We start from the raw sequence: 18,131 nt of genomic DNA on the forward strand, positions 1-18,131 counted from the left end.
TTTTTTCTACTTAAGGGTATGGTTCTCCCCATCATTCTGCTCCTACCTCACCGCTACCCACTGGGGGGATTATCCTGTTCCCACTGATGACCGCCCCGGTCGAATGACTGAGCACGATCGCTTCCCCGTTCATGACAAACAGATTGTTTTTTATGACCGGATTATTCGAGGACTCTGCTACGACACCCCAGGTGTTCTTCGTGATCGTATTCGAATAGACCGTGGCCCCCGGTGAAGTCAGCAGTCCGATCCCTGCGGCATTCCCGGTGAGCGTGTTCCTTGTCAGGACTGCCCTGGTGGTGTCATGCAGGTCAAGCCCCATCCGAGTGTTGTTCGAGGCCGTGCAGCCGGTGATCCTGGTACCCGCTGCAAATCTGAGCGTGATCCCCTGGGTATTTTCTGTGGCCGTGCATCGTTCAATGCTGGCCCGGGTTGTAGAGATGGTGATCCCCTGGTCCCAGTTCTTCACCTTAACATCTCTGATGGTGACCGGCCCTGACGAGAGCCCGCTGGCGACATACACCCCCGATGTTCCGGGCTGTCCGGAGCCACTGATCAGATGCCCCTGACCGTCGAAGACCACGTTCGGTGCCCTGATCTCAATGCACCTGACAGTACTGCTCGATACGATATCCCTGGTCAGGATATAGTTCCCGGGTGCTGTGATCACCGTCGGACCGCTGATGGCGACCGGAGCCGCGGCGACCGGGAGACAGATCAATGGTCCTGCAACCAGCACACAGAGAATGATAACCTGAATGAACCTGCCTGTTTCTCCTTTTATCATGATACCTGTACCTCCAGGGGCTGGTCAGGACGAGGATACCTGTCTCTCCAGATGGTCCCTGTCGTCTCAGGCGTTCTCTTGCCGCCTGGAGACTCAGACCGTGAATAGCAGTAGAAGTATAAATAATCACGTTTCGTTCTGGAAAAAAAGTGTTGTCTGGACTCTGAATTGATCAGATCCAATCCCTGTAGTGCAGTGAACTCTCGTCAGAGGGGTCTTCTGCCTGCTCTTCGGTCTGTTTCTTCGCCTGCTCTGCTGGAGAGGCGGGGTGCTGAATCCGCTCGACGAGCTCGTCCATCGTCATCACCCGGAGGTAGGACTCCCCCTGCTGGATGAACCGGGTGTAGAAGAGGACATCGCCCCGCCGGTCGACGGCGATCACCTTGTACCCGATCTCTTCAGCCCAGCGGGCGATCGAATCCGGTATCGGCAGGCTTGGAACCGAGGAGAGGTTGAGGATCTGGGTCAGCCGGAAGTCCGGGTTTCTGGACTGCATCCACTCGTCCTGCTCAACCTGGTGGAGCAGTGCGGCCAGGGTGCCGACACTCCCGGTCTGGGGGTCATAGGCTGCGACCTTGTCAAGGACGATCAGGGTTCGCGGCGAGAGGGAGACCCCTTCACCGATCACGAGCCCCGATGGCCTGACCTCCCTGGTCACGCCATGCCGTGGACTCCGGGGCCGGCCCCTTTGATCGGGCTTCCCCCGGGTCTGGTAGATGATCCCGGCCGCTGCGATCAGAAAAACCGCGAGGAGGGGGTAGATCAGGTAACTGGTCCAGGGTTGCTTCTGGTCTGCACCGGGGGCACTCGCAGCGATCGGCTGCTGTGACTGGACCGGCTGGATTGTGGTGGCGTTGGTGGTGATGATCGGATTCTTTGTCTGGGAGGTGACCGGCACCGCCGTCGTTGCGGCAACCGATGCGATCGTCTGAGCCGCAGCACCCGCATCAACCGTCCCGGCCGGAACCAGCGTCGACCCGTCGAGCGGGGTCAGGGTGATCTTCAGTGGGGTGGTGATCGTCTTTCCGATCGTGTCGATACCTTCCGGGCTCCAGTAGGCATGGTGGTGATAATCCAGTTCGGTTTCTGCCCAGATCTGGTATTCTCCCGGTTCGTATAGGGAATTTCCGGTATCCCAGGCCGCTCCATCGATCCCGGTTCCGGTCACCCTGAAGGTGTTGGACGTAATGGTCAGCGGATCCAGCGCGGTGGTCACTCCCTGCGTATCGATCACCGAGGTGAAGACAGACCCGGTCGGGCTCTTGATCTTGACCGCAACCTGAGCACCGACCTGCCTGGAGAGGAACCCCTCCAGGTTGCTGGTCAGTTCAAATGATAGGTGCCGCCCCTTCAGCACGGTATCTCCCTGTACCGGACGGTTGGCCGTTACATCCCTAACCGTCAGCGCAAGGGAGGGGACTGCGACCGTAAAGACCGGGGTCTTTGGGGTGGTGTTCAGCGAGTACCAGATTCCGGGATACGCAGACGGGTGAACTGCAAAGTCTGTGACATCGTTGACGATCATCACCTGTGCCGGTGACCCGGTCTGCGGGTCGACCCCGGTATTGAAGCAACCGAGCGTGTACCCGTTCTGGACTCCGGTGTTGACGATGTTCAGCCCGATCTCTCCGGCATACACCGTCGCGCCCGGGGATTGGATCATATTCACTCCCTGTGCTGTGAATACCGACGCGACAGCGGTCGGGACCGGTGCCGCATTGGTCAGCCCGGCATTCAGGATCGGCGAGGATGCCGTGGGAGCAGAACTGGGCAGTACCTGGGGGGTGGGAACAACAGCAGTGCCTGGCTGGAAATTGGAAGCCTGCGTTTTTCCCTGTACAAAGGTTGGAGACTGATACTGGGTGGTCGGGGTCTGAATCTGCGTCGGGATCTGTGTCGGGACCTGGGTTGGAACTGGTGTGGGGGTTGGCGTCGGGGAGACCGGTAACATCGGGGCCAGCGCTGCATACCACTTGGCTGCGATCTTGTGCTCACCGCTCTCATCCGGGTGGACGCCTCCGTTCTGGGTGTCGGCGACCCCATCGAACCCGGTGTACATATCGACGACCGTCACCGGCGACTGGGCAGTGCTCTTCTGGGCTGCCAGGCCGGGTATCGCTGCATTCAGGGCGAGCAGGTTGTCACGGGGGATGGAGGTCGAGGGGATCTGGGCCAGCAGGATCCGGACATTCGGATTCTTCTGCCGGATCGTATCGATGATCCTCCCCAGACTGTAGATGCTGTGCTGGGTCGGGACATTGTTCAGCACATCATTGGTCCCCAGCATCACCAGAGCGATATCCGGCGTATACCCGGTCAGCCAGTCGGCCAGACGCCCCTGTGTGTCGCCTTCGACGCCGTCGAGGATCCCTGATGTCGTATACCCGCCATGTCCTTCATTGTCCTGATCAAAGTACACATTGAAGTTCGGGTCAGTCCAGCTCCCGACAAAGTCCACATCATATCCTTTGGACTTCAGTTCGTTCCAGAGCCAGTACCGGTACGTCGGGTGGCTCGCAGCCTCCGTGGTATCGGTCAATCCTTTGGTGAGCGAGTCGCCGAGTGGCATGATCTTCACCGTCGCTGTGACTGCTGGCGTGCATGCGAGTCCGAGGCAGAGCGCCAGTGCGATCATCAGAAGCAGTGCGAACGTTTTCTGTTTCATACCTTGCCTGATCCCTTCCCAGTTGATTATTCAGATTTGGGATATAGATGGATTAAAGTACGGTTACGAAATGGTAGGAGCACCCGGGATTGACCATTCCCTATCTTCACAGCGCAGGCGTTTGTCTTGCCACCACGGGAAGGTAGTTGTACTTTCTGCTGAAATGTATACTCAATACAGAGGTCTTCGATGAGTATACCAGAACAGCAGACCCCTATCAGGGCTGCCATCTTCGACATGGACAACACGCTGTTCGACTTTATGCACGCCCAGAGGGTGGGATGCAGCGCGGTCCTCTCGATGCTCGGCCATCACCAGGACCCTGCCGTCCTCTTCCGCTACTTTCTCCGTCCGGACCATGGGTTCGAGAGCGTCCAGAACATATGGGACTACCTTGTCGATGTCGGTCATGCCGACCAGGAGGTCTACCGGACCTGTGCCGCGCTGTACGAAGCGCGAAAACTCGAAGCGATCACCCCGTACAGCGATACCCGGTCGACGCTTGAAGCGCTCCGGACCCTTGGTATTCCCCTTGCCCTGGTGACCGACGCCGACAGCGAACATGCCAGAGGTCGACTCAAACAGGCCGGGCTGGAGGGGTTCTTTCCGGTGATCGTAACCCCTGACCTGACCGGATCGCATAAGCCGTCTCACTGCCAGTTTCTCTCTGCGCTTGACCGGCTCCAGGTGAACGCTGCCGAGGCCCTGATGGTCGGGGACAGTCTGCGCAGGGACATCCTCCCATGCACAGAACTCGGCCTGGTCACGGCCTACGCAGCCTATGGCGACCAGAGCCCGTTCCCATCCCCTGCCTGTACCCCCGACCTGGTGCTCGAGAGGCTGAACCAGATCCTCGAACTCTTCCCACGAGACCCCGCCACAGTTCATCAGTTCTGAGGATGTGTCCGGATATGCCTGCCTCGCTGGTCAGAACGTTTTATGCGGATCAGGATCCCGGTGCTCTGCGTCCGGCTGATCTGATCAGGGAACAGTACCTGGTGCCGCTCTTTTCTGTACTTGGATGGGCTGACGGTGTCCCGTCATACCCGGTGCTGGTCCTTGACGAGGGGGAGCAGGCCCTGCCCGGAGCTGTCGAGCGCCTGGTTCGGGACGCCTTCTCTGCCGAGATGTCTGTTGCGGTGGTGACCGACTTTGCCCGCCTGGAGATCTATGACCTCGGCTCTCCTCCCCTGCCGGGTGCGCCACCCCCTGCACCGATACACTGTTTTGCAGAAGAGTACGCGGCACGGTGGCGGGAACTGGTCTCCTGTCTCTCCCCGTCGGGATGGCCGGCCCGAGATATGAGGTCAGGGTTGACTGCAGTGCTCGGGGATCTGATCGCCGGCTGGCGGCTGGTCCTCGGACGGAGCCTCTGCCGGGAGCACCACTTCATATCAGACGAGGACCTGAACCTCTCGGTGAAGCGAACGGTCAATCTCCTCCTTCTCCTCTGGATGCTGCACGAGCGGGGATATCCCATCCGGTTTACCGCCTCCTCAGAGAAGGATGGGACGGATCTTCTGCAGCACCTTCTCTCCCAGGCGGCACCATTCATCGATCCTGCCCGGGTCACTCCGCCGTTCTGGCCGGGTGACGCGGCTGTCGTGGCGGTGATGCGGGAGCTTGCCGGCTCGGCCTGCCCGGTCTCCTTCGGGATGGTCAGCCCCGAGTCCGTGGCGGTGGCCTTTGATGCGGTCCTCCGGTCCCTCCTCGTCGCTGACGGCTCAAGGATGACAGAACAGCCGAACCGGTTGATCACCACGGTCGACGGTGCTGCGGAGGTTCCCGACCGGATGCTTCGGGCGGTCGCAGAGGTCGCCCTCCTTCCGCTCCTCGAGGGTAGATCCCGGCAGGAGGCGGCGGCACTCCGGGTCGTGGACCCCTGCTGTGGAACCGGGAGGCTGCTGATTGCGGCCTGCCGGCTCCTCCTCTCCTCCTCTCTTACGCCGGCGGAGGTGCTCTCCATCCTCTCCGGGGTCGAGCAGGACCCGTGCCAGGCCGAGGTCGCGGTGCTGCTGCTGGTGCTGACCGCCCTGGACCGTCCACCTCTCTCTGCGGAGCCCGGGGTGACCCCGGTGATCCTACGGGGAAATCCGCTGGTTGGTCCTGACTTCTCCAGGGACCCGGTCGCCTGCCTCCTCACCGGACGCCGTCTGCGCAGGCTTGCACCATTCGACTGGTCCACCTTTCCACAGCCAGACCGGGGATTCGATGCCGTGCTGACATCGGTTCCAGCGGCCAGAACCCGTCTGCTTCCAGGGGAGGACACCTACCTCCCCGGCCATTATACCACCTTCCAGACCGGGGGCGACCGGTCCATCTGCCTGGTCGAGCAGATGATGCCCATGATGGCTATGAGAGGTGCCATCACGATCCTCTTCTCCGATCGCTGGCTCCGCGGGGACCGGTCCGACCTCTTCCGGGCGTGGCTCGCCGGACAGAGGCTGTACCTGGTCGCAGAGATCCCGGCTCTGACCCTGATGGGAACTGATAACCGTCTCTGCCTGCTCCAGGTGGGTCCGGGGGAACCGGCACCGGCCTTTGCTGCGACCGTCCTGCAGGGTGCGATCCCACCCGACCCTGCCGCTGCGCTCGTCAGAATGGCCCACCAGGTCCCGGTGGCAGACCTCTCCAGGCAGGGATGGGTGATCGAGGACCGGCGGTACACAGTACTGATCGAACGGCTCGCTGCTGAAGGCCGGCCGCTCGATGACCTCCTCCTCGGGGGGATCGTGGACGGGACGGCTGTGGCCAATCAGTTCCCGGCCGGCCTGCGCAGGCAGTTGATCCGATGGGACCGGCGGACCCGTCCGCTCTGCAGACCGGTGGTCGTCGTCGACCGACCGTACGCCCCGCCGGCCAGGGAGGGATACTGCATCCCCGATCCAGGCAGACCCCTTCCAGAGCGGGTCGACCGGCAGCTGCGGCGGGGTGGGGTGCTCGTTGCAGGCAGCGTTCAGGATCCCCGATTCTGCCAGGGACAGAAGATCCTCTGTTCGACCAGGACCGGTGCCTGCACCTTCGATCTGGATGGCACCTGCGTCCCCGGCGTCGGGACGGTGGCGCTGATCACCACCGATCTCTTTCTGCTCGGGCTGCTGAACTCGTCCATCGGGGCCGGTTTACTACGGTGCCAGCATCCGGAAGGAGACCTGCTGCTGAACGCCGACCTCGTCTCCAGGGTCAGGGTCAGGGTGCCCGATTGCTACGATCCCATCGAGCAGGGTCTGCACGATCAGGTCGTCACACTGGTCAGCCGGCTGCTCGGCCTGTACACCCAGTCCGCACCGGCTTCGCTGGTCGGACCGCTGATCGAACGGGTCGACTGGTGTATTCGCACCCTGTACGGGTTGTCGGAGATCGAGGCCTCGGTGCTGAAGAGGTAGCCCTGGTCTCTCCCCAGGGCTGTCACCTATTTATATGAACCCATGCATAATCAGGGATATATGTCCGGAGCGCCGGAGATGCCATCGGATCATTTTTTACCCGGATGCCCGGGCTGGATCTGCGCCCCCGATCAGATGCCGGCATGGGGGCCAGCCTGATGGAGCAGAGCAACGGAAAGTACCTGCTCAAATTGTATGTATCAGGGGCGACCCCGCAGTCTGCCCGGGCAATCCAGAATATCAGGCGCATTGGTGAGGAGCACCTGGCGGGACGGTACACCCTGGAGGTGATCGACATCTCCCAGCACCATGAACTCACCCGGGACGAACAGATCGTCATGACTCCGACACTCGTCAGGAAAGAGCCGGCTCCAGTGCAACGATTTGTCGGTGACCTGTCGGATTCCCAGAAGGTACTTTCCGGTCTCGGCCTTCTGGAGGGGCAGTCCGTGCACGAGCAGGACGGTCCTGGTCCTTCTGCTGAACCGTGGACCTCTGAACCCGGAGAACTGCTGCGGGAGACGGAGATGAACCGGGCCGAGATCCGGACCGGCGAGGTGGACGCGATCGTCGTCCCGACCCCTGATGGGGATCGGATCTTCACCCGGACCGGGGCAGAGAGTCCCTACAGGACCCTTGTCGAGATGATGAACGAGGGGATGGTCACCATCGACCGGGCCGGAGCGGCCCTCTACTGCAACCGGCGTTTCGCCTCGATCGTCGAAGCGCCGATGGAGACCATCCCCGGTTCACGCTTTAATGATTGGATCTGTTTCCATGATCGCCTCCTCTATGAAGCACTCCTGGTGGCCGGTGCTGATGTGCAGTGTTCAGGAGACCTGCATCTGGTCAGCACTCGTGGAAAGATGGTCCCGGTCCATCTCTCGCTCAGCCCGTTTGCAGCCGAGGGGATCACCGGGATCTGCATCGTGGTGACCGACCTGACCACCCGGATACAGAACAAAGCACTCCTCCGTTCCGAACATCTGGCCCACTCGATCCTCGAACAGGCCGCGGATCCGATCGTCGTGACCGATGCTGAAAAGGTGATCATCAGAGCCAACACTGCAGCGGTGGAGATGGCGGGGGCCAACCCGCTTCTGGCACCGTTTGATACGGCCTTTCCACTCTTCCAGGTGACTGGGGACGGGGAGGTTCCGTTCTCACCGACCAGGATCTCCTGTGCCGGCCTGCGGGTGAAGGGTATGGAGGTGCTCTTCAGGAGAACGGATGCGACACTCTTTTCGTTGTTGCTCAGTGTCGCGCCGGTGATCGGGGAACCCGGGGAAGCGCCGGGATGTGTGGTGGTGATGGCCGACATCACCGCTCAGAAGCAGGTCGAAGGGGAACTCAGGAGGACACTCGATGACCTGGCCCACTCCAATCAGGACCTGCAGCAGTTTGCATACATCGCCTCGCACGACCTGCAGGAACCTCTCAGGATGGTGGCCAGTTACCTGCAGCTGCTCGAGCGGAAGTACCGGGAGCAGCTTGACCCGGATGCCCAGTTGTTCATCGGGTATGCGGTCGAAGGAGCGAACAGGATGCAGCAGCAGATCAACGACCTGCTCGCATATTCACGGGTGACGAGTCGCGGCCGGCCTCTCAGGCCAGGGAGTGCCGAAGAGGCGCTGGCCACGGCACTCAGGCACCTGGCCCTGAAGATCGAGGAGACCGGTGCCACGATCACCCACGACCCCCTCCCGATGGTCAGGGCCGATCTCCCGCAACTGGTCCAGGTCTTTTCGAACCTTCTCGACAATGCACTCACGTTCCGAAATCCCCAGGTTGCTCCAGAGATCCATATCTCTGCAGAAGATAAGGCCGGCTGGGTGGTCTTCTCTGTGCAGGACAATGGGATCGGGATCGATCCCGAGTTCTATCAGCGGATCTTCCAGATGTTCCAGCGGCTTCACTCTCGCGCTGAGTATCCCGGGACCGGAATCGGGCTGGCGATCTGCCAGCGGATCATTGAACGGCACCACGGGCGGATCTGGGTCACCTCGGTACCGGGCAGTGGTTCGACCTTCTGTTTTACCATCCCCAGCATCATAGAGCACCCCAACCATCGTTACGATCCCTGTCGTGGATAGTCAACTTCGACATCTATTTACCTGATCTGCGCGGTATCTCCCTATCAGGAGACATAAACAATGAAGATTATCGGAATCAACGGAAGTCCGCGTGGCGATCAGAGCAGAACCCGGCGGCTTATCCAGGCAGTTCTGGACGGGGCAACTGAGGCCGGCGCAGAGACCGAACTGATCGATGTCAGTGCCTATGATCTGAAGTACTGTACCGGGTGCGGTGTCTGCTACGCGCAGGGGGAGTGCCTGCTTGCCGATGACTTTGAGGAGATCTACCAGAAAATTCTCGATGCTGACGGGATCGTGCTCGGTTCGCCGGTCTATATTATGAGTGTCACCGCCCAGCTCAAGACCCTGATCGACCGGATGGCGGATGCGATCCACTGCCAGATGCTGAACGGGGTATACAGCGTTGCGGTCACGACCACCGGGGGCGGCGGCCATGACGAGGTGATCGCCTATATGCAGCGGGTGCTGAACATGCTCGGTTCGATCACCATCGGGGGGGTCGGGGTTGCCCTTGGTCGGGACCCGGATGCGCTGAACGGGGCAACGCTTGAGGCTGCAGCGCTCGGAGTCACCCTGGTAGACTCCATCAGGACCAGCAGACACTACCCTGAGCAGGAGGAGATCCTGGCGAAGAACAGGGAGTACTTCTGTGCGCTGGTCTCGGCGAACAAGGATGTCTGGGTGCACGAGTACGAATACTGGAAGGAACTGGACCTGTTACTGCACTGACCAGGGATTAAAAAACCAATTGAGGACTGGGGTCCATGATTTGAGATAGCAGGGGTGCGTAGAATCCCCCTGATTCATCATAGGGCGATGCAGGGCACGCACCTGCAGTCGCTGTGCTGAGCAGAGTCGGGATTGCCGCGTCCCTTCTCTTCAGGACGTCTGTTCAGAAAGACCTGTGGCGGGATTTTCTCGTTTTTTCAGAAGCGCTGATGATCCCGAACCTGGCGAACTCATCGGTATCGACAAGATAACCGTTCCCGTATCGTTCCGCGCGCAGAATACTGCTGCTCAACAGCATCCGTACGGATGGCTCATCGGTGTGCATCACCTGGGCAAGCTGACTGATCGAGAAGAACTGCTGCATGATTACCGCTGACTCCTGATCTGGATCTTCATCTTCCGCTGTAAACCTATCAGCCTTTGCATCTTCACATACATCCCCCAGACCAGTACTCTACCATAGTGCGCTGTGAGTATAAGAGACACCAATCCTGAGGAGTGAAAGTGATCTGACATTTCATCGAGGAGGTCGTTCAGATGATAACAGAAACAGAGAACTGTCCTGTCATCAGATCTCTGGTGATGGAGCAGGTTCAGTCACAGGATCAGACCCGGGAACAGGGGGTGGTTCTCGTCAGACACATCAGGCCCTCGAAAGGACAGCGAGTTGTCGAGGGCACCTGTGCACTGGTGGCGCTGATCGGGGTGCCATCCCTGCTTTCACTGCTGCCAGGAGTCAGGGCTGATCACCTGCTCGCGCTGATCGGTTCGACGTTGCTGATCGAATCCGGCGCCCCGGTGGCCGGGGTCGCCATGGGTCTCCCCCCGGGCGTGGTGCTCGTACTGGTCTGTTCAGTCGCCCTTGGAATGGTCCTGCTGATCTTCACCCTGCTAGATACCCTGGATGCAGAGTCTCCAGGGGTCAGCAACATCCTCGAAAAGGTCCAGCAGCGGTATAACCGTTCAAAAACACTGCAGAACTATGGGATCTACGGACTTGTACCGGGTATGGTGATCCTCGGAGTGCTGATCTGCCCTCCCATCGCATGGCTGGTCGGCTGGGATCGGGGACGATCCGTCCTGTTGATGATGATCGGATTCACGATCGCTGCAGCAGGTACGCTGGCCGTTGCCACCGGATTTCTCCGGCTCCTGCCGGTTTTCCTGCCCTGGTGACAGAGATCCCCCGGTCACCTCAGAGGATTCAACTCCTCCTGCCCCTCAGTTCTCGCCCGGGTGCCGGCGTCCAGGGCTGCGGGGTCCCTTCCTTCATCTCGTCCGAGTCGTCACGGTCCATCACGGTCCCGTCGGGGTTGAGACCGTGAAAGTGTTCGTCAGGGTTCTTTGCAGTCCCGGGAACCTCTCCGCGCCGTTTCTTCTCTGCTGTCGTATGCTGGTCATCTGCTGCCATAACGCTCCATAATCCATCTATCCCCTGATAATGGTATGCACATCACAAGCAATGGAGAATATCTATCTCTCCAGAGGTTCCACTCCCTTCAATGACGAGCAATCCATTCGAACTATTTTTGAAGGAATGTCCGACCATCGCCGGGGCTTATGGAGCCCTCGTCCAGGCACAGGCCGCATCAGACGCACTCGACCCGGTGACCAAACAGTTGATCAATATCGCGATCCAGACCGTTCAGAAGAACCCGGTCGGGGTCCGGCACCACGCAGCGATGGCCAGGGGCGTCGGGGCCGGGAGGGAGGCGGTGATCGGTGCTGTCGTGATGAACCTGCACCTCGCCGGCCTCGGCCCGGTCCTCCTCTCGCTCCCTGCAGCGATCGAGGACTGGGAAGGAACTGATCCGTGCTGAGGATCAGTATTAAATTCTATCAGGAGTTACTACGCCCCATCATGACCGATAAGGACAGTCATGCGGTCAGGGTCCGCCGCAAAGTCGACCCCACTCCGGAGAGGGCAAAGAGCGATGTCGGGGGCGCCGGGTCAGGGCGGCCGGAGCAAGCAATGAACAATGAACCAAAAGAGAGATTGCACCGGGTCTATACAGATGTGAGAATCCGGGCCCATCACACCGATGCCGAGTTGAAGATGATGCGGGAGAGTGGGTCAGGGGTCGAGGGTCACCAGCGGAAGCTCTGATCCCATCTCACCCGGGGACGTCTGCCAGGTCAGGGCCAGCACTCCTCTTCTTTGTGGATAGGCCGGTAAGGCCACAACCAAAACCAGCGGTCTTCCTGCGATTTTTCAACTACCTTTCGATCCCTCACCATTCGATCTCGTCGACGAACGGCATCAGCCCGGTCAGGTACGGAGTCTTCTCCCGATCAGAGAGCTGCCCGATCCCGATCACCTGGATCAGCAGGGGAAAATCGATCAGCCGCTGGGCAAACGTCGGATCCGACTCTCCGGCGAACCCGAGGAATGTGCCGACCTCGATAAACGGCCGTTCATAGACCGGCACATGGGCGTGCTCTGCAAGGTCCTGCTCATACCGGCCCTTCCTGACCAGGTCCTCCTCGAAGTACAGAACCACCTGGACCCCGTACCGGTCATGCAGGATATTCAGGTCCCTGATATCCACCTGGTCCCCGATATTCACGCCAAGGTGTGCCAGCTTCTCTTCGGGCGTCGCCCCCTCGATCTGATCCAGATTCTTTCTTTTCATGGACGTTCAGTCTGACATGTTCAGTGGTCAGGTTTATAATATCTTGGACATTTCCGGTATCATCTGAACATCCTGACCTGCCGGGGTGTGATCAGCCAGTGGAGATCCCCGGTAAGCCCTTCCGAGGCGGTGACATTCTTGATTCTGGCCATACCACCCTTGGCAAGCAGGATCGAAGCACGATCATCTCCTGCGACCACCCGGCTGATGAAGGTTGAGAGGAGGGGTTCATGCCCCACGAGCAACAGGGACTCGATCCCGCTCTGGCGGCTGATCTCCTCGACAAGGGCATCCCGATCACCATCAGGAGCAAGCGACGGCCAGACTTCGACCTTCTCCTTCTTCTTCTCACCAGGGGAGGAGGCGACGATCTCCGCCGTCTCCTCGGCCCGCTTCAACGGGCTGGTCGCGATCAGGTCGAATGAATAACCTGCAGACCGGGCCCACGCCGCGATCCGCCTGATCTCCTCCCGGCCGTGGCTGGTGAGCGCACGATCGACATCAACGGTACCAGCAGCGCGGGGCTCCGCCTCCCCATGTCTGAGAATGAAGAGATCCATGAACACTCAAATCCCTTCTTCCTATAAAAATCGCACTGAGACTTCCGTTTTCAACCGCCCCAGGGATCGGTCGCGACTTCTGATGCGGTGCAGGGATGGCGGATAGGGTCCGGGGTACTTCAAGAGAGGGTTGACCAGAAGGACTGTAAGGATGAAAAGAACCTCATATAACAGGAATAGGGATACCAATTGACCAACACCACCCGATCTCATGAATCCCAGACCCCGCCACCGTTCCTGGAGTTTGAGAATGTCACCGTATTCACCGAAAGAAAGAAGATCCTCGACTCGATCTCGATGACGATCCAGGCAGGGGAGAACGTTGCGATACTGGGGCCGAACGGATCCGGAAAATCGTCACTGATCAAGACCATCACCCGGGAGTATCACCCTGCCTTCCAGAAGGAGGGGTATACCTGCAGGATCTGGGGGAAGGACCGATGGAATGTCTTTGATCTCCGGTCCCATCTCGGGATCGTCTCGAGCGATCTGCAGCAGGCCTTTGCCCGGGAGATGTCCGGAAGGGAGGTGATCCTCTCCGGGTTCTTCAGCAGTGTCGGCCTCTTCAACCACGATGTGACGCCGGCGATGGTGGAGCGAACAGAGGAGATCGCTGCGTTCCTTGAGATCCCTCACCTGCTGGACCGGTTGATGACCGGGATCTCATCAGGCGAGGCCAGAAGGCTTCTGATCGGCCGGGCGCTGGTCCATGACCCCGAGGTGCTGATCCTCGACGAACCGACGAACAGCCTGGACCTGCATGCCCTCCACACCTTCCGGGGCACCCTTCGCAAGGTCGCCAGTACCGGCACCGCGATCATCATGGTCACCCACACCCTCTCAGATATCATCCCCGAGATCTCGCGGGTGATCATGATCCGGAATGGAGGAGTGTACCGGGACGGCCCGAAGGAGGCGGTCCTCACCGACCAGCAGATCGGCGAACTCTTCTCGGTTCCGGCGAAGATCCGCGAAGAGGGCGGGTACTACTACGTAGCCGGGTACTGAAGAGGGGTGGACCGGGACCAGGATAGCCAGTCAGCATTGACTGGTATTGAGAATCTCACGCTTCAGCAGATCGAAGAACAGATCCCGCGCCTGCCGCTCCATCCAGGGGATATGTCCGCACGCCGGGAGGAGATGAACGCGGAGGTCGATGCCGGCTCTTGTGAGCGGTTCAACCACTCCCTGGACCGGGTGGGGATCGCAGGCACCATGGAAGACCACCACCGGGCAGGTGAGCGACCTGACCTTCTCAAGGAAGTACCCCGATGCCCGGAGGGTCGCCGCCTCTTCCCAGACCTGCCGGTGGACTGCAGGCATGAGATCGAAACCTGAGGGCTCTGCCGGCAGCGGGTCGACCGAATCGGCCAGAGCCATAAGATCCCCGAAACGGGCAAGATCGACCGGGGAGACCTGAACCGACGGGTCGTTCAGGTCTTTCATCAGAGCAAAGACCTCGCTCCTCTCCTCGTTGGGGAGCCTTCCCAGGCGGGTCTCCATGATCGCGCCAGCATATGCCGGATCGAGCGGTCCGGAGCCGATCAATACCAGTTTTTCCACGGAGGACGGGTATTTTGCGGCATAGAGGATGGAGAGCATCGCTCCCCATGAGAAGCCGACCAGGACTACCGGGAGGGAGGTCTGTTCCACAAGTTGTATCGCAAGCTCACCGACCTGCCCGGGGACCGAGGTCGCTGCCTGAAACGGCTCAAAGATCCCCCTGATCGCCGAGAGTTCCCGGGCCACCGGCCCCATCTCACCGGGAGCTCCCGGTCCTCCATGGATGACGGCGACAGAGCGCGGCACGCTTCCCCAGGCTCGGTAATGCGTCATACCCTGGGAATTTGGATTCTGATCGGATAAGCAATCTGTTCTGTCAGGTCCTCCGGAACGTTCCCTGGGGTACGATGATCTCGAACCGTCCCCCGGTTCCGGGAGTGCCGGTCTCGGGGATGGTGCAGTTGAGGAGGGCCAGGATCTGGCAGGTGCTCTGGGAGATGATGATTCCACCCTTCTGATATCGGAAAGGAACCATTGCTGGGAGACATACAACCATGCGACCGGTCAGAACCGGCTCTTCGGGAGTGTCCCGGGGTGAAGGGTTTCGCATGGGGCATGATCTTAATAGATATGAGGATGATCATACAGAGGACCATCGAGTAACAGGGAAGATACGGTTTATGACAGCAGGGGAGAGAACTGGAGAGAAAAAAGACCAGTGCCAGGGCACGGGGGATATCAACTTCAAGGACAGGATTGCATCCTCACCCTGTGTCTTCACAATCGGAGTCGCAGGAGACAGTGGCTCTGGAAAGACCACGTTCACCCAGTCGATCCGGGACATCTTCGGGGAGGACCTGGTCACGACGATCACACTCGATGACTATCACCTCTATGACCGGGAAGAACGGAAGGTGCGCCAGATCACGCCGCTCCACCCGGAGGCAAACAGACTCGACCAGCTCGAGCATGATCTAGTGGAGCTCAAAGAGGGACATACCATTGAAAAACCGGTGTACAACCACGCGACCGGGCGGTTTGACCCCCCGATCAGGTTCAGTCCCGGGAAGATCCTGATCCTCGAAGGGCTCCACACCCTCTTCACCCCGACATTGCGGGAGCATCTGGACTTCACCCTCTTCGTCGAGCCCGACCCGGAGGTCAAGATCGAATGGAAGATCCGGCGGGATATAAACAAACGGGGGTACACCCGGGAGCAGGTGATGGCAGAGCTGGGGCCCCGCGAGGAGGACTACCAGCGGTTCATCGCCCCGCAGCAGCAGTATGCCGACGTCGTGGTCAGGGTCAGGTTCTCCAAGTACGGCCGGGAGCGTGGGACACAAGATAAGGTCTACCAGGTCTCGCTCTCCCAGAACAAGATCACCCAGTCGATCGAGGACGTGGACCTCTCTATCGACCTCTTCTCGCTCCTCTCCCTATCAGACCGAAACTTTCTGATCGAGTTCAGCCATGAGCAGCGAAACACCGAAAGAAGCGGCGAACTGATCTTCGACGGGGAGTTAAGTGCTCGCATGGTGGAGAGGCTTGAACAGTCGATCGAGGATCAAACGCAGGTACGGCCGATATCCGTCTTTCATAACCGCGGCCACGTGACCGCAACCGAGGTCGTACAGCTGATTCTGGCCTGGCGGATCATTCACCAGCGGGTCTTCCTTGAACGCTGCCACCACCTGGATCAGATTCAGGGGTGAACATTGGTACAGACCAGACATTTAAATATAGACACTGTGTATTGAATGGGATAGATCTATGTCTACAACCACACGGATCAGAGACCGGTATAATGAGAGCCAGGACCAGATCGTCCAGTACCTTCGGTCAGGCCTCTCAAAGGGGAAGCACTACTTCAAGTCAAAGTACATCGCGATGGACCTCGGCCTCTCATCCAAGGAGGTCGGGACAAATATGGCGATCCTCGCCGACATCTGCGATGACCTGACGATCACCCGTTGGTCATACTCCAACAGTACAACCTGGATGGTCACCCCGAAAGCCGTTTAAGCGATCAGAACAACCGGAGAGTCCATGACTGACAAGGTAGAGATTATCTCGGCACTGGAATTCGTTGCGAACATCAATGAGAAGAAAGACTGCCTGATGGCGCAGGACAATACCCAGAACGATCCCTCGGTACTCTGGTTCAATATCGATGTCCCCAAGGGTCACGGTTTTGTAGCCGGCGACCGGGTTCGGGTCACTGTTGAAAAACTCTAAAATTTCTTTTTCTCCGGGTATTAAATAGTTTGACGGTAACGGGGGGTTCATATGGACAACCACTCCGGGGATCTGACCGTTCTGCAGATCAACGATACCCATGCGTATGTAGAGCCTCATTACGAGGTTTTCGCTGCTGGCGGACGGATGGAGTACCGGGTCGCAGGGGGGTATGCGGCGATCGCAACCCTGGTACAGCAGGCCCGGGATGAGAAGAAAGGGCAGGTTCTGCTCCTCGACTCGGGGGATACGTTCCATGGCACCTACTCTGCGGTACAGACGAAAGGACAGGCCCTGGTTCCGGTGATGAACGCCCTCGGGGTCGACGCGATGACCGCACACTGGGAGTTCGCCTACGGCCCTGAACAGTTCAGGAACCTCTCCTTCGACCTGGATTACCCGGTGCTGGCCATCAACTGCTATCAGCGCTCGAGCGGGAGGCTGGTCTTCCCCCCCTTCCTGGTCAGGGAGGTCGGAGACCTGAAGATCGGGGTGATCGGGATCGCGGCCACCATCGTCGACAAGGGGATGCCGCCCTCCTTCTCCACCGGGCTCTTCTTCACCGACGGGCGGAAGGAACTGCCGCAGTACATCACCGATCTCCGGTCAGAGGAGCGCGTGGACCTGATCGTGCTCCTCTCGCACCTCGGGCTGCCGCAGGATATCGGGCTGGCCGAGACGATCGAAGGGATCGATCTGATCGTGAGCGGTCATACGCACAACCGGCTCGATGAACCGATCAGGATCAACCACACGCTGATCTGCCAGTCCGGGTGCCACGGCTCGTTCGTCGGCCGGCTGGACCTCTCGGTGCAGGACAGACGCATCAGGTCGGCCAGGCACGAACTGATCCCGATCATCGGGATCGAACAGGACCCATCGGTCCGGGACCTGGTGGAGCAGGCCGTCGGACCGTACCGTGAATACCTCGAAGCGGTCGTCGGGACCACCAGGACTCCGCTCAACCGGGCGACGATCCTCGAGTCGACGATGGACAACCTGCTCCTCGCTGCAGTGCAGAAGGCTGCCGGCACCACGATCGCCTTCTCCCACGGCTGGCGGTACGGAGCCCCGGTCCCGGCAGGGCAGGTCACCAGGAACGATCTCTGGAACATGATTCCGACCAACCCGGAGGTGATGACCGTGTCGCTGACCGGTGCGGAGATCGGCTTCATCTTCGAGGAGAACCTGGAGAAGACCTTCTCGTCCGACCCGTTCATGCAGATGGGCGGGTATCTGAAACGGTGCAGCGGGCTGACCGTCTACTGCAAGCTGGAGAATCCACCCGGGTACCGGGTGCAGGGGATCTTCACCACCACCGGCAGGCTCGATCCCCTGCAGGAGTACACGGTCGCGTATGTTTCGTCGCAGGCCATAAACGCTGCCTGTGGGCATGACCGGGTCGGGACCGGCACCGATGCGATCGCCGCCCTGGAGGATCTGCTCGGGACAGGCCCCGTGGAGGCCCCCCTTGTCGGGAGCGTGGTCGCGGTATAGGACTCCACCACGAAGGAAGATCGCCCTATCCCTTCCTGAT

General features: G+C 59.7%; 20 protein-coding genes. 12 read left to right on the forward strand and 8 right to left on the reverse strand.

The features are described 5' to 3' along the window. Positions 1-31 precede the first annotated feature (31 nt). Complete coding sequence (locus ACFKSJ_RS04875; protein WP_440951131.1) at positions 32-787, reverse strand: right-handed parallel beta-helix repeat-containing protein; 756 nt, start codon at positions 785-787, stop codon at positions 32-34. A 172-nt stretch (positions 788-959) separates the two neighbouring features. Beyond that, the gene (locus ACFKSJ_RS04880; protein WP_440951132.1) at positions 960-3,452 is read right to left on the reverse strand and encodes a DUF3821 domain-containing protein; all 2,493 of its coding nucleotides are present in this window, start codon (positions 3,450-3,452) and stop codon (positions 960-962) included. Between the two features lie 189 nt (positions 3,453-3,641). Here ACFKSJ_RS04880 and ACFKSJ_RS04885 point away from each other — a divergent pair, with 189 nt between their 5' ends. The 4 genes from ACFKSJ_RS04885 (at position 3,642) to ACFKSJ_RS04900 (ending at position 9,663) form a co-directional block, all read left to right on the forward strand. After that, positions 3,642-4,349, forward strand: coding sequence for an HAD family hydrolase (locus ACFKSJ_RS04885; RefSeq protein WP_440951133.1), 708 nt, complete (start codon positions 3,642-3,644; stop codon positions 4,347-4,349). Positions 4,350-4,363: 14 nt separating this feature from the next. Continuing rightward, a complete protein-coding gene (locus tag ACFKSJ_RS04890; protein WP_440951134.1) occupies positions 4,364-6,838 on the forward strand; it encodes a hypothetical protein in 2,475 nt (824 codons plus the stop codon). A 104-nt stretch (positions 6,839-6,942) separates the two neighbouring features. Continuing rightward, a complete protein-coding gene (locus ACFKSJ_RS04895) occupies positions 6,943-8,931 on the forward strand; it encodes an ATP-binding protein (protein ID WP_440951135.1) in 1,989 nt (662 codons plus the stop codon). Positions 8,932-8,991: 60 nt separating this feature from the next. Continuing rightward, a complete protein-coding gene (locus ACFKSJ_RS04900) occupies positions 8,992-9,663 on the forward strand; it encodes a flavodoxin family protein (RefSeq protein ID WP_440951136.1) in 672 nt (223 codons plus the stop codon). A gap of 163 nt (positions 9,664-9,826) precedes the next feature. On the opposite strand, the gene ACFKSJ_RS04905 is transcribed toward ACFKSJ_RS04900, so the two are convergent. Continuing rightward, complete coding sequence (locus ACFKSJ_RS04905) at positions 9,827-10,027, reverse strand: hypothetical protein (protein WP_440951137.1); 201 nt, start codon at positions 10,025-10,027, stop codon at positions 9,827-9,829. Positions 10,028-10,200: 173 nt separating this feature from the next. Between ACFKSJ_RS04905 and ACFKSJ_RS04910 the strand changes: the two genes are divergently transcribed. Then, on the forward strand, positions 10,201-10,839 hold the full coding sequence (locus ACFKSJ_RS04910; RefSeq protein ID WP_440951138.1) for a hypothetical protein: 639 nt from the start codon (positions 10,201-10,203) through the stop codon (positions 10,837-10,839). Between the two features lie 28 nt (positions 10,840-10,867). On the opposite strand, the gene ACFKSJ_RS04915 is transcribed toward ACFKSJ_RS04910, so the two are convergent. Further along, positions 10,868-11,074: a hypothetical protein gene (locus tag ACFKSJ_RS04915; RefSeq protein ID WP_440951139.1), complete on the reverse strand. Its 207-nt coding sequence runs from the start codon at positions 11,072-11,074 to the stop codon at positions 10,868-10,870. A gap of 91 nt (positions 11,075-11,165) precedes the next feature. Between ACFKSJ_RS04915 and ACFKSJ_RS04920 the strand changes: the two genes are divergently transcribed. Both ACFKSJ_RS04920 and ACFKSJ_RS04925 read left to right on the forward strand, forming a co-directional pair. Further along, the gene (locus ACFKSJ_RS04920) at positions 11,166-11,483 is read left to right on the forward strand and encodes a carboxymuconolactone decarboxylase family protein (RefSeq protein WP_440951140.1); all 318 of its coding nucleotides are present in this window, start codon (positions 11,166-11,168) and stop codon (positions 11,481-11,483) included. Positions 11,484-11,524: 41 nt separating this feature from the next. Continuing rightward, positions 11,525-11,770, forward strand: coding sequence for a hypothetical protein (locus ACFKSJ_RS04925; protein WP_440951141.1), 246 nt, complete (start codon positions 11,525-11,527; stop codon positions 11,768-11,770). 124 nt (positions 11,771-11,894) lie between these two features. On the opposite strand, the gene ACFKSJ_RS04930 is transcribed toward ACFKSJ_RS04925, so the two are convergent. Both ACFKSJ_RS04930 and sixA read right to left on the reverse strand, forming a co-directional pair. Further along, a complete protein-coding gene (locus ACFKSJ_RS04930; RefSeq protein WP_440951142.1) occupies positions 11,895-12,296 on the reverse strand; it encodes a hypothetical protein in 402 nt (133 codons plus the stop codon). Between the two features lie 59 nt (positions 12,297-12,355). Further along, positions 12,356-12,856 (reverse strand): phosphohistidine phosphatase SixA, encoded by a 501-nt coding sequence (gene sixA, locus ACFKSJ_RS04935; protein ID WP_440951143.1) that lies wholly within the window; start codon positions 12,854-12,856, stop codon positions 12,356-12,358. A 189-nt stretch (positions 12,857-13,045) separates the two neighbouring features. Here sixA and ACFKSJ_RS04940 point away from each other — a divergent pair, with 189 nt between their 5' ends. Continuing rightward, positions 13,046-13,864: an ABC transporter ATP-binding protein gene (locus ACFKSJ_RS04940; protein ID WP_440951144.1), complete on the forward strand. Its 819-nt coding sequence runs from the start codon at positions 13,046-13,048 to the stop codon at positions 13,862-13,864. Between the two features lie 30 nt (positions 13,865-13,894). On the opposite strand, the gene ACFKSJ_RS04945 is transcribed toward ACFKSJ_RS04940, so the two are convergent. Beyond that, positions 13,895-14,692, reverse strand: coding sequence for an alpha/beta fold hydrolase (locus ACFKSJ_RS04945; RefSeq protein ID WP_440951145.1), 798 nt, complete (start codon positions 14,690-14,692; stop codon positions 13,895-13,897). 43 nt (positions 14,693-14,735) lie between these two features. Continuing rightward, on the reverse strand, positions 14,736-14,894 hold the full coding sequence (locus ACFKSJ_RS04950) for a hypothetical protein (protein ID WP_440951146.1): 159 nt from the start codon (positions 14,892-14,894) through the stop codon (positions 14,736-14,738). 145 nt (positions 14,895-15,039) lie between these two features. Here ACFKSJ_RS04950 and ACFKSJ_RS04955 point away from each other — a divergent pair, with 145 nt between their 5' ends. Genes ACFKSJ_RS04955 through ACFKSJ_RS04970 form a run of 4 tightly spaced genes read left to right on the forward strand, consistent with a single transcriptional unit; the run spans position 15,040 to position 18,091 of the window. After that, on the forward strand, positions 15,040-16,071 hold the full coding sequence (locus tag ACFKSJ_RS04955; RefSeq protein WP_440951147.1) for a phosphoribulokinase: 1,032 nt from the start codon (positions 15,040-15,042) through the stop codon (positions 16,069-16,071). 58 nt (positions 16,072-16,129) lie between these two features. Further along, positions 16,130-16,381, forward strand: coding sequence for a DUF7123 family protein (locus ACFKSJ_RS04960; RefSeq protein ID WP_012617645.1), 252 nt, complete (start codon positions 16,130-16,132; stop codon positions 16,379-16,381). Between the two features lie 24 nt (positions 16,382-16,405). Next, positions 16,406-16,594 carry a hypothetical protein gene (locus ACFKSJ_RS04965; RefSeq protein WP_440951148.1) on the forward strand — a complete coding sequence of 63 codons (189 nt, stop codon included), beginning with the start codon at positions 16,406-16,408 and terminating at the stop codon, positions 16,592-16,594. Between the two features lie 51 nt (positions 16,595-16,645). Continuing rightward, entirely contained in the window at positions 16,646-18,091 is a 1,446-nt protein-coding gene (locus ACFKSJ_RS04970; RefSeq protein WP_440951149.1) for a 5'-nucleotidase C-terminal domain-containing protein, read from the forward strand. Positions 18,092-18,131 lie beyond the last annotated feature (40 nt).

It is taken from the genome of Methanosphaerula subterraneus (genome assembly GCF_052055875.1).
Taxonomy (GTDB): domain Archaea; phylum Halobacteriota; class Methanomicrobia; order Methanomicrobiales; family Methanospirillaceae; genus Methanosphaerula; species Methanosphaerula subterraneus.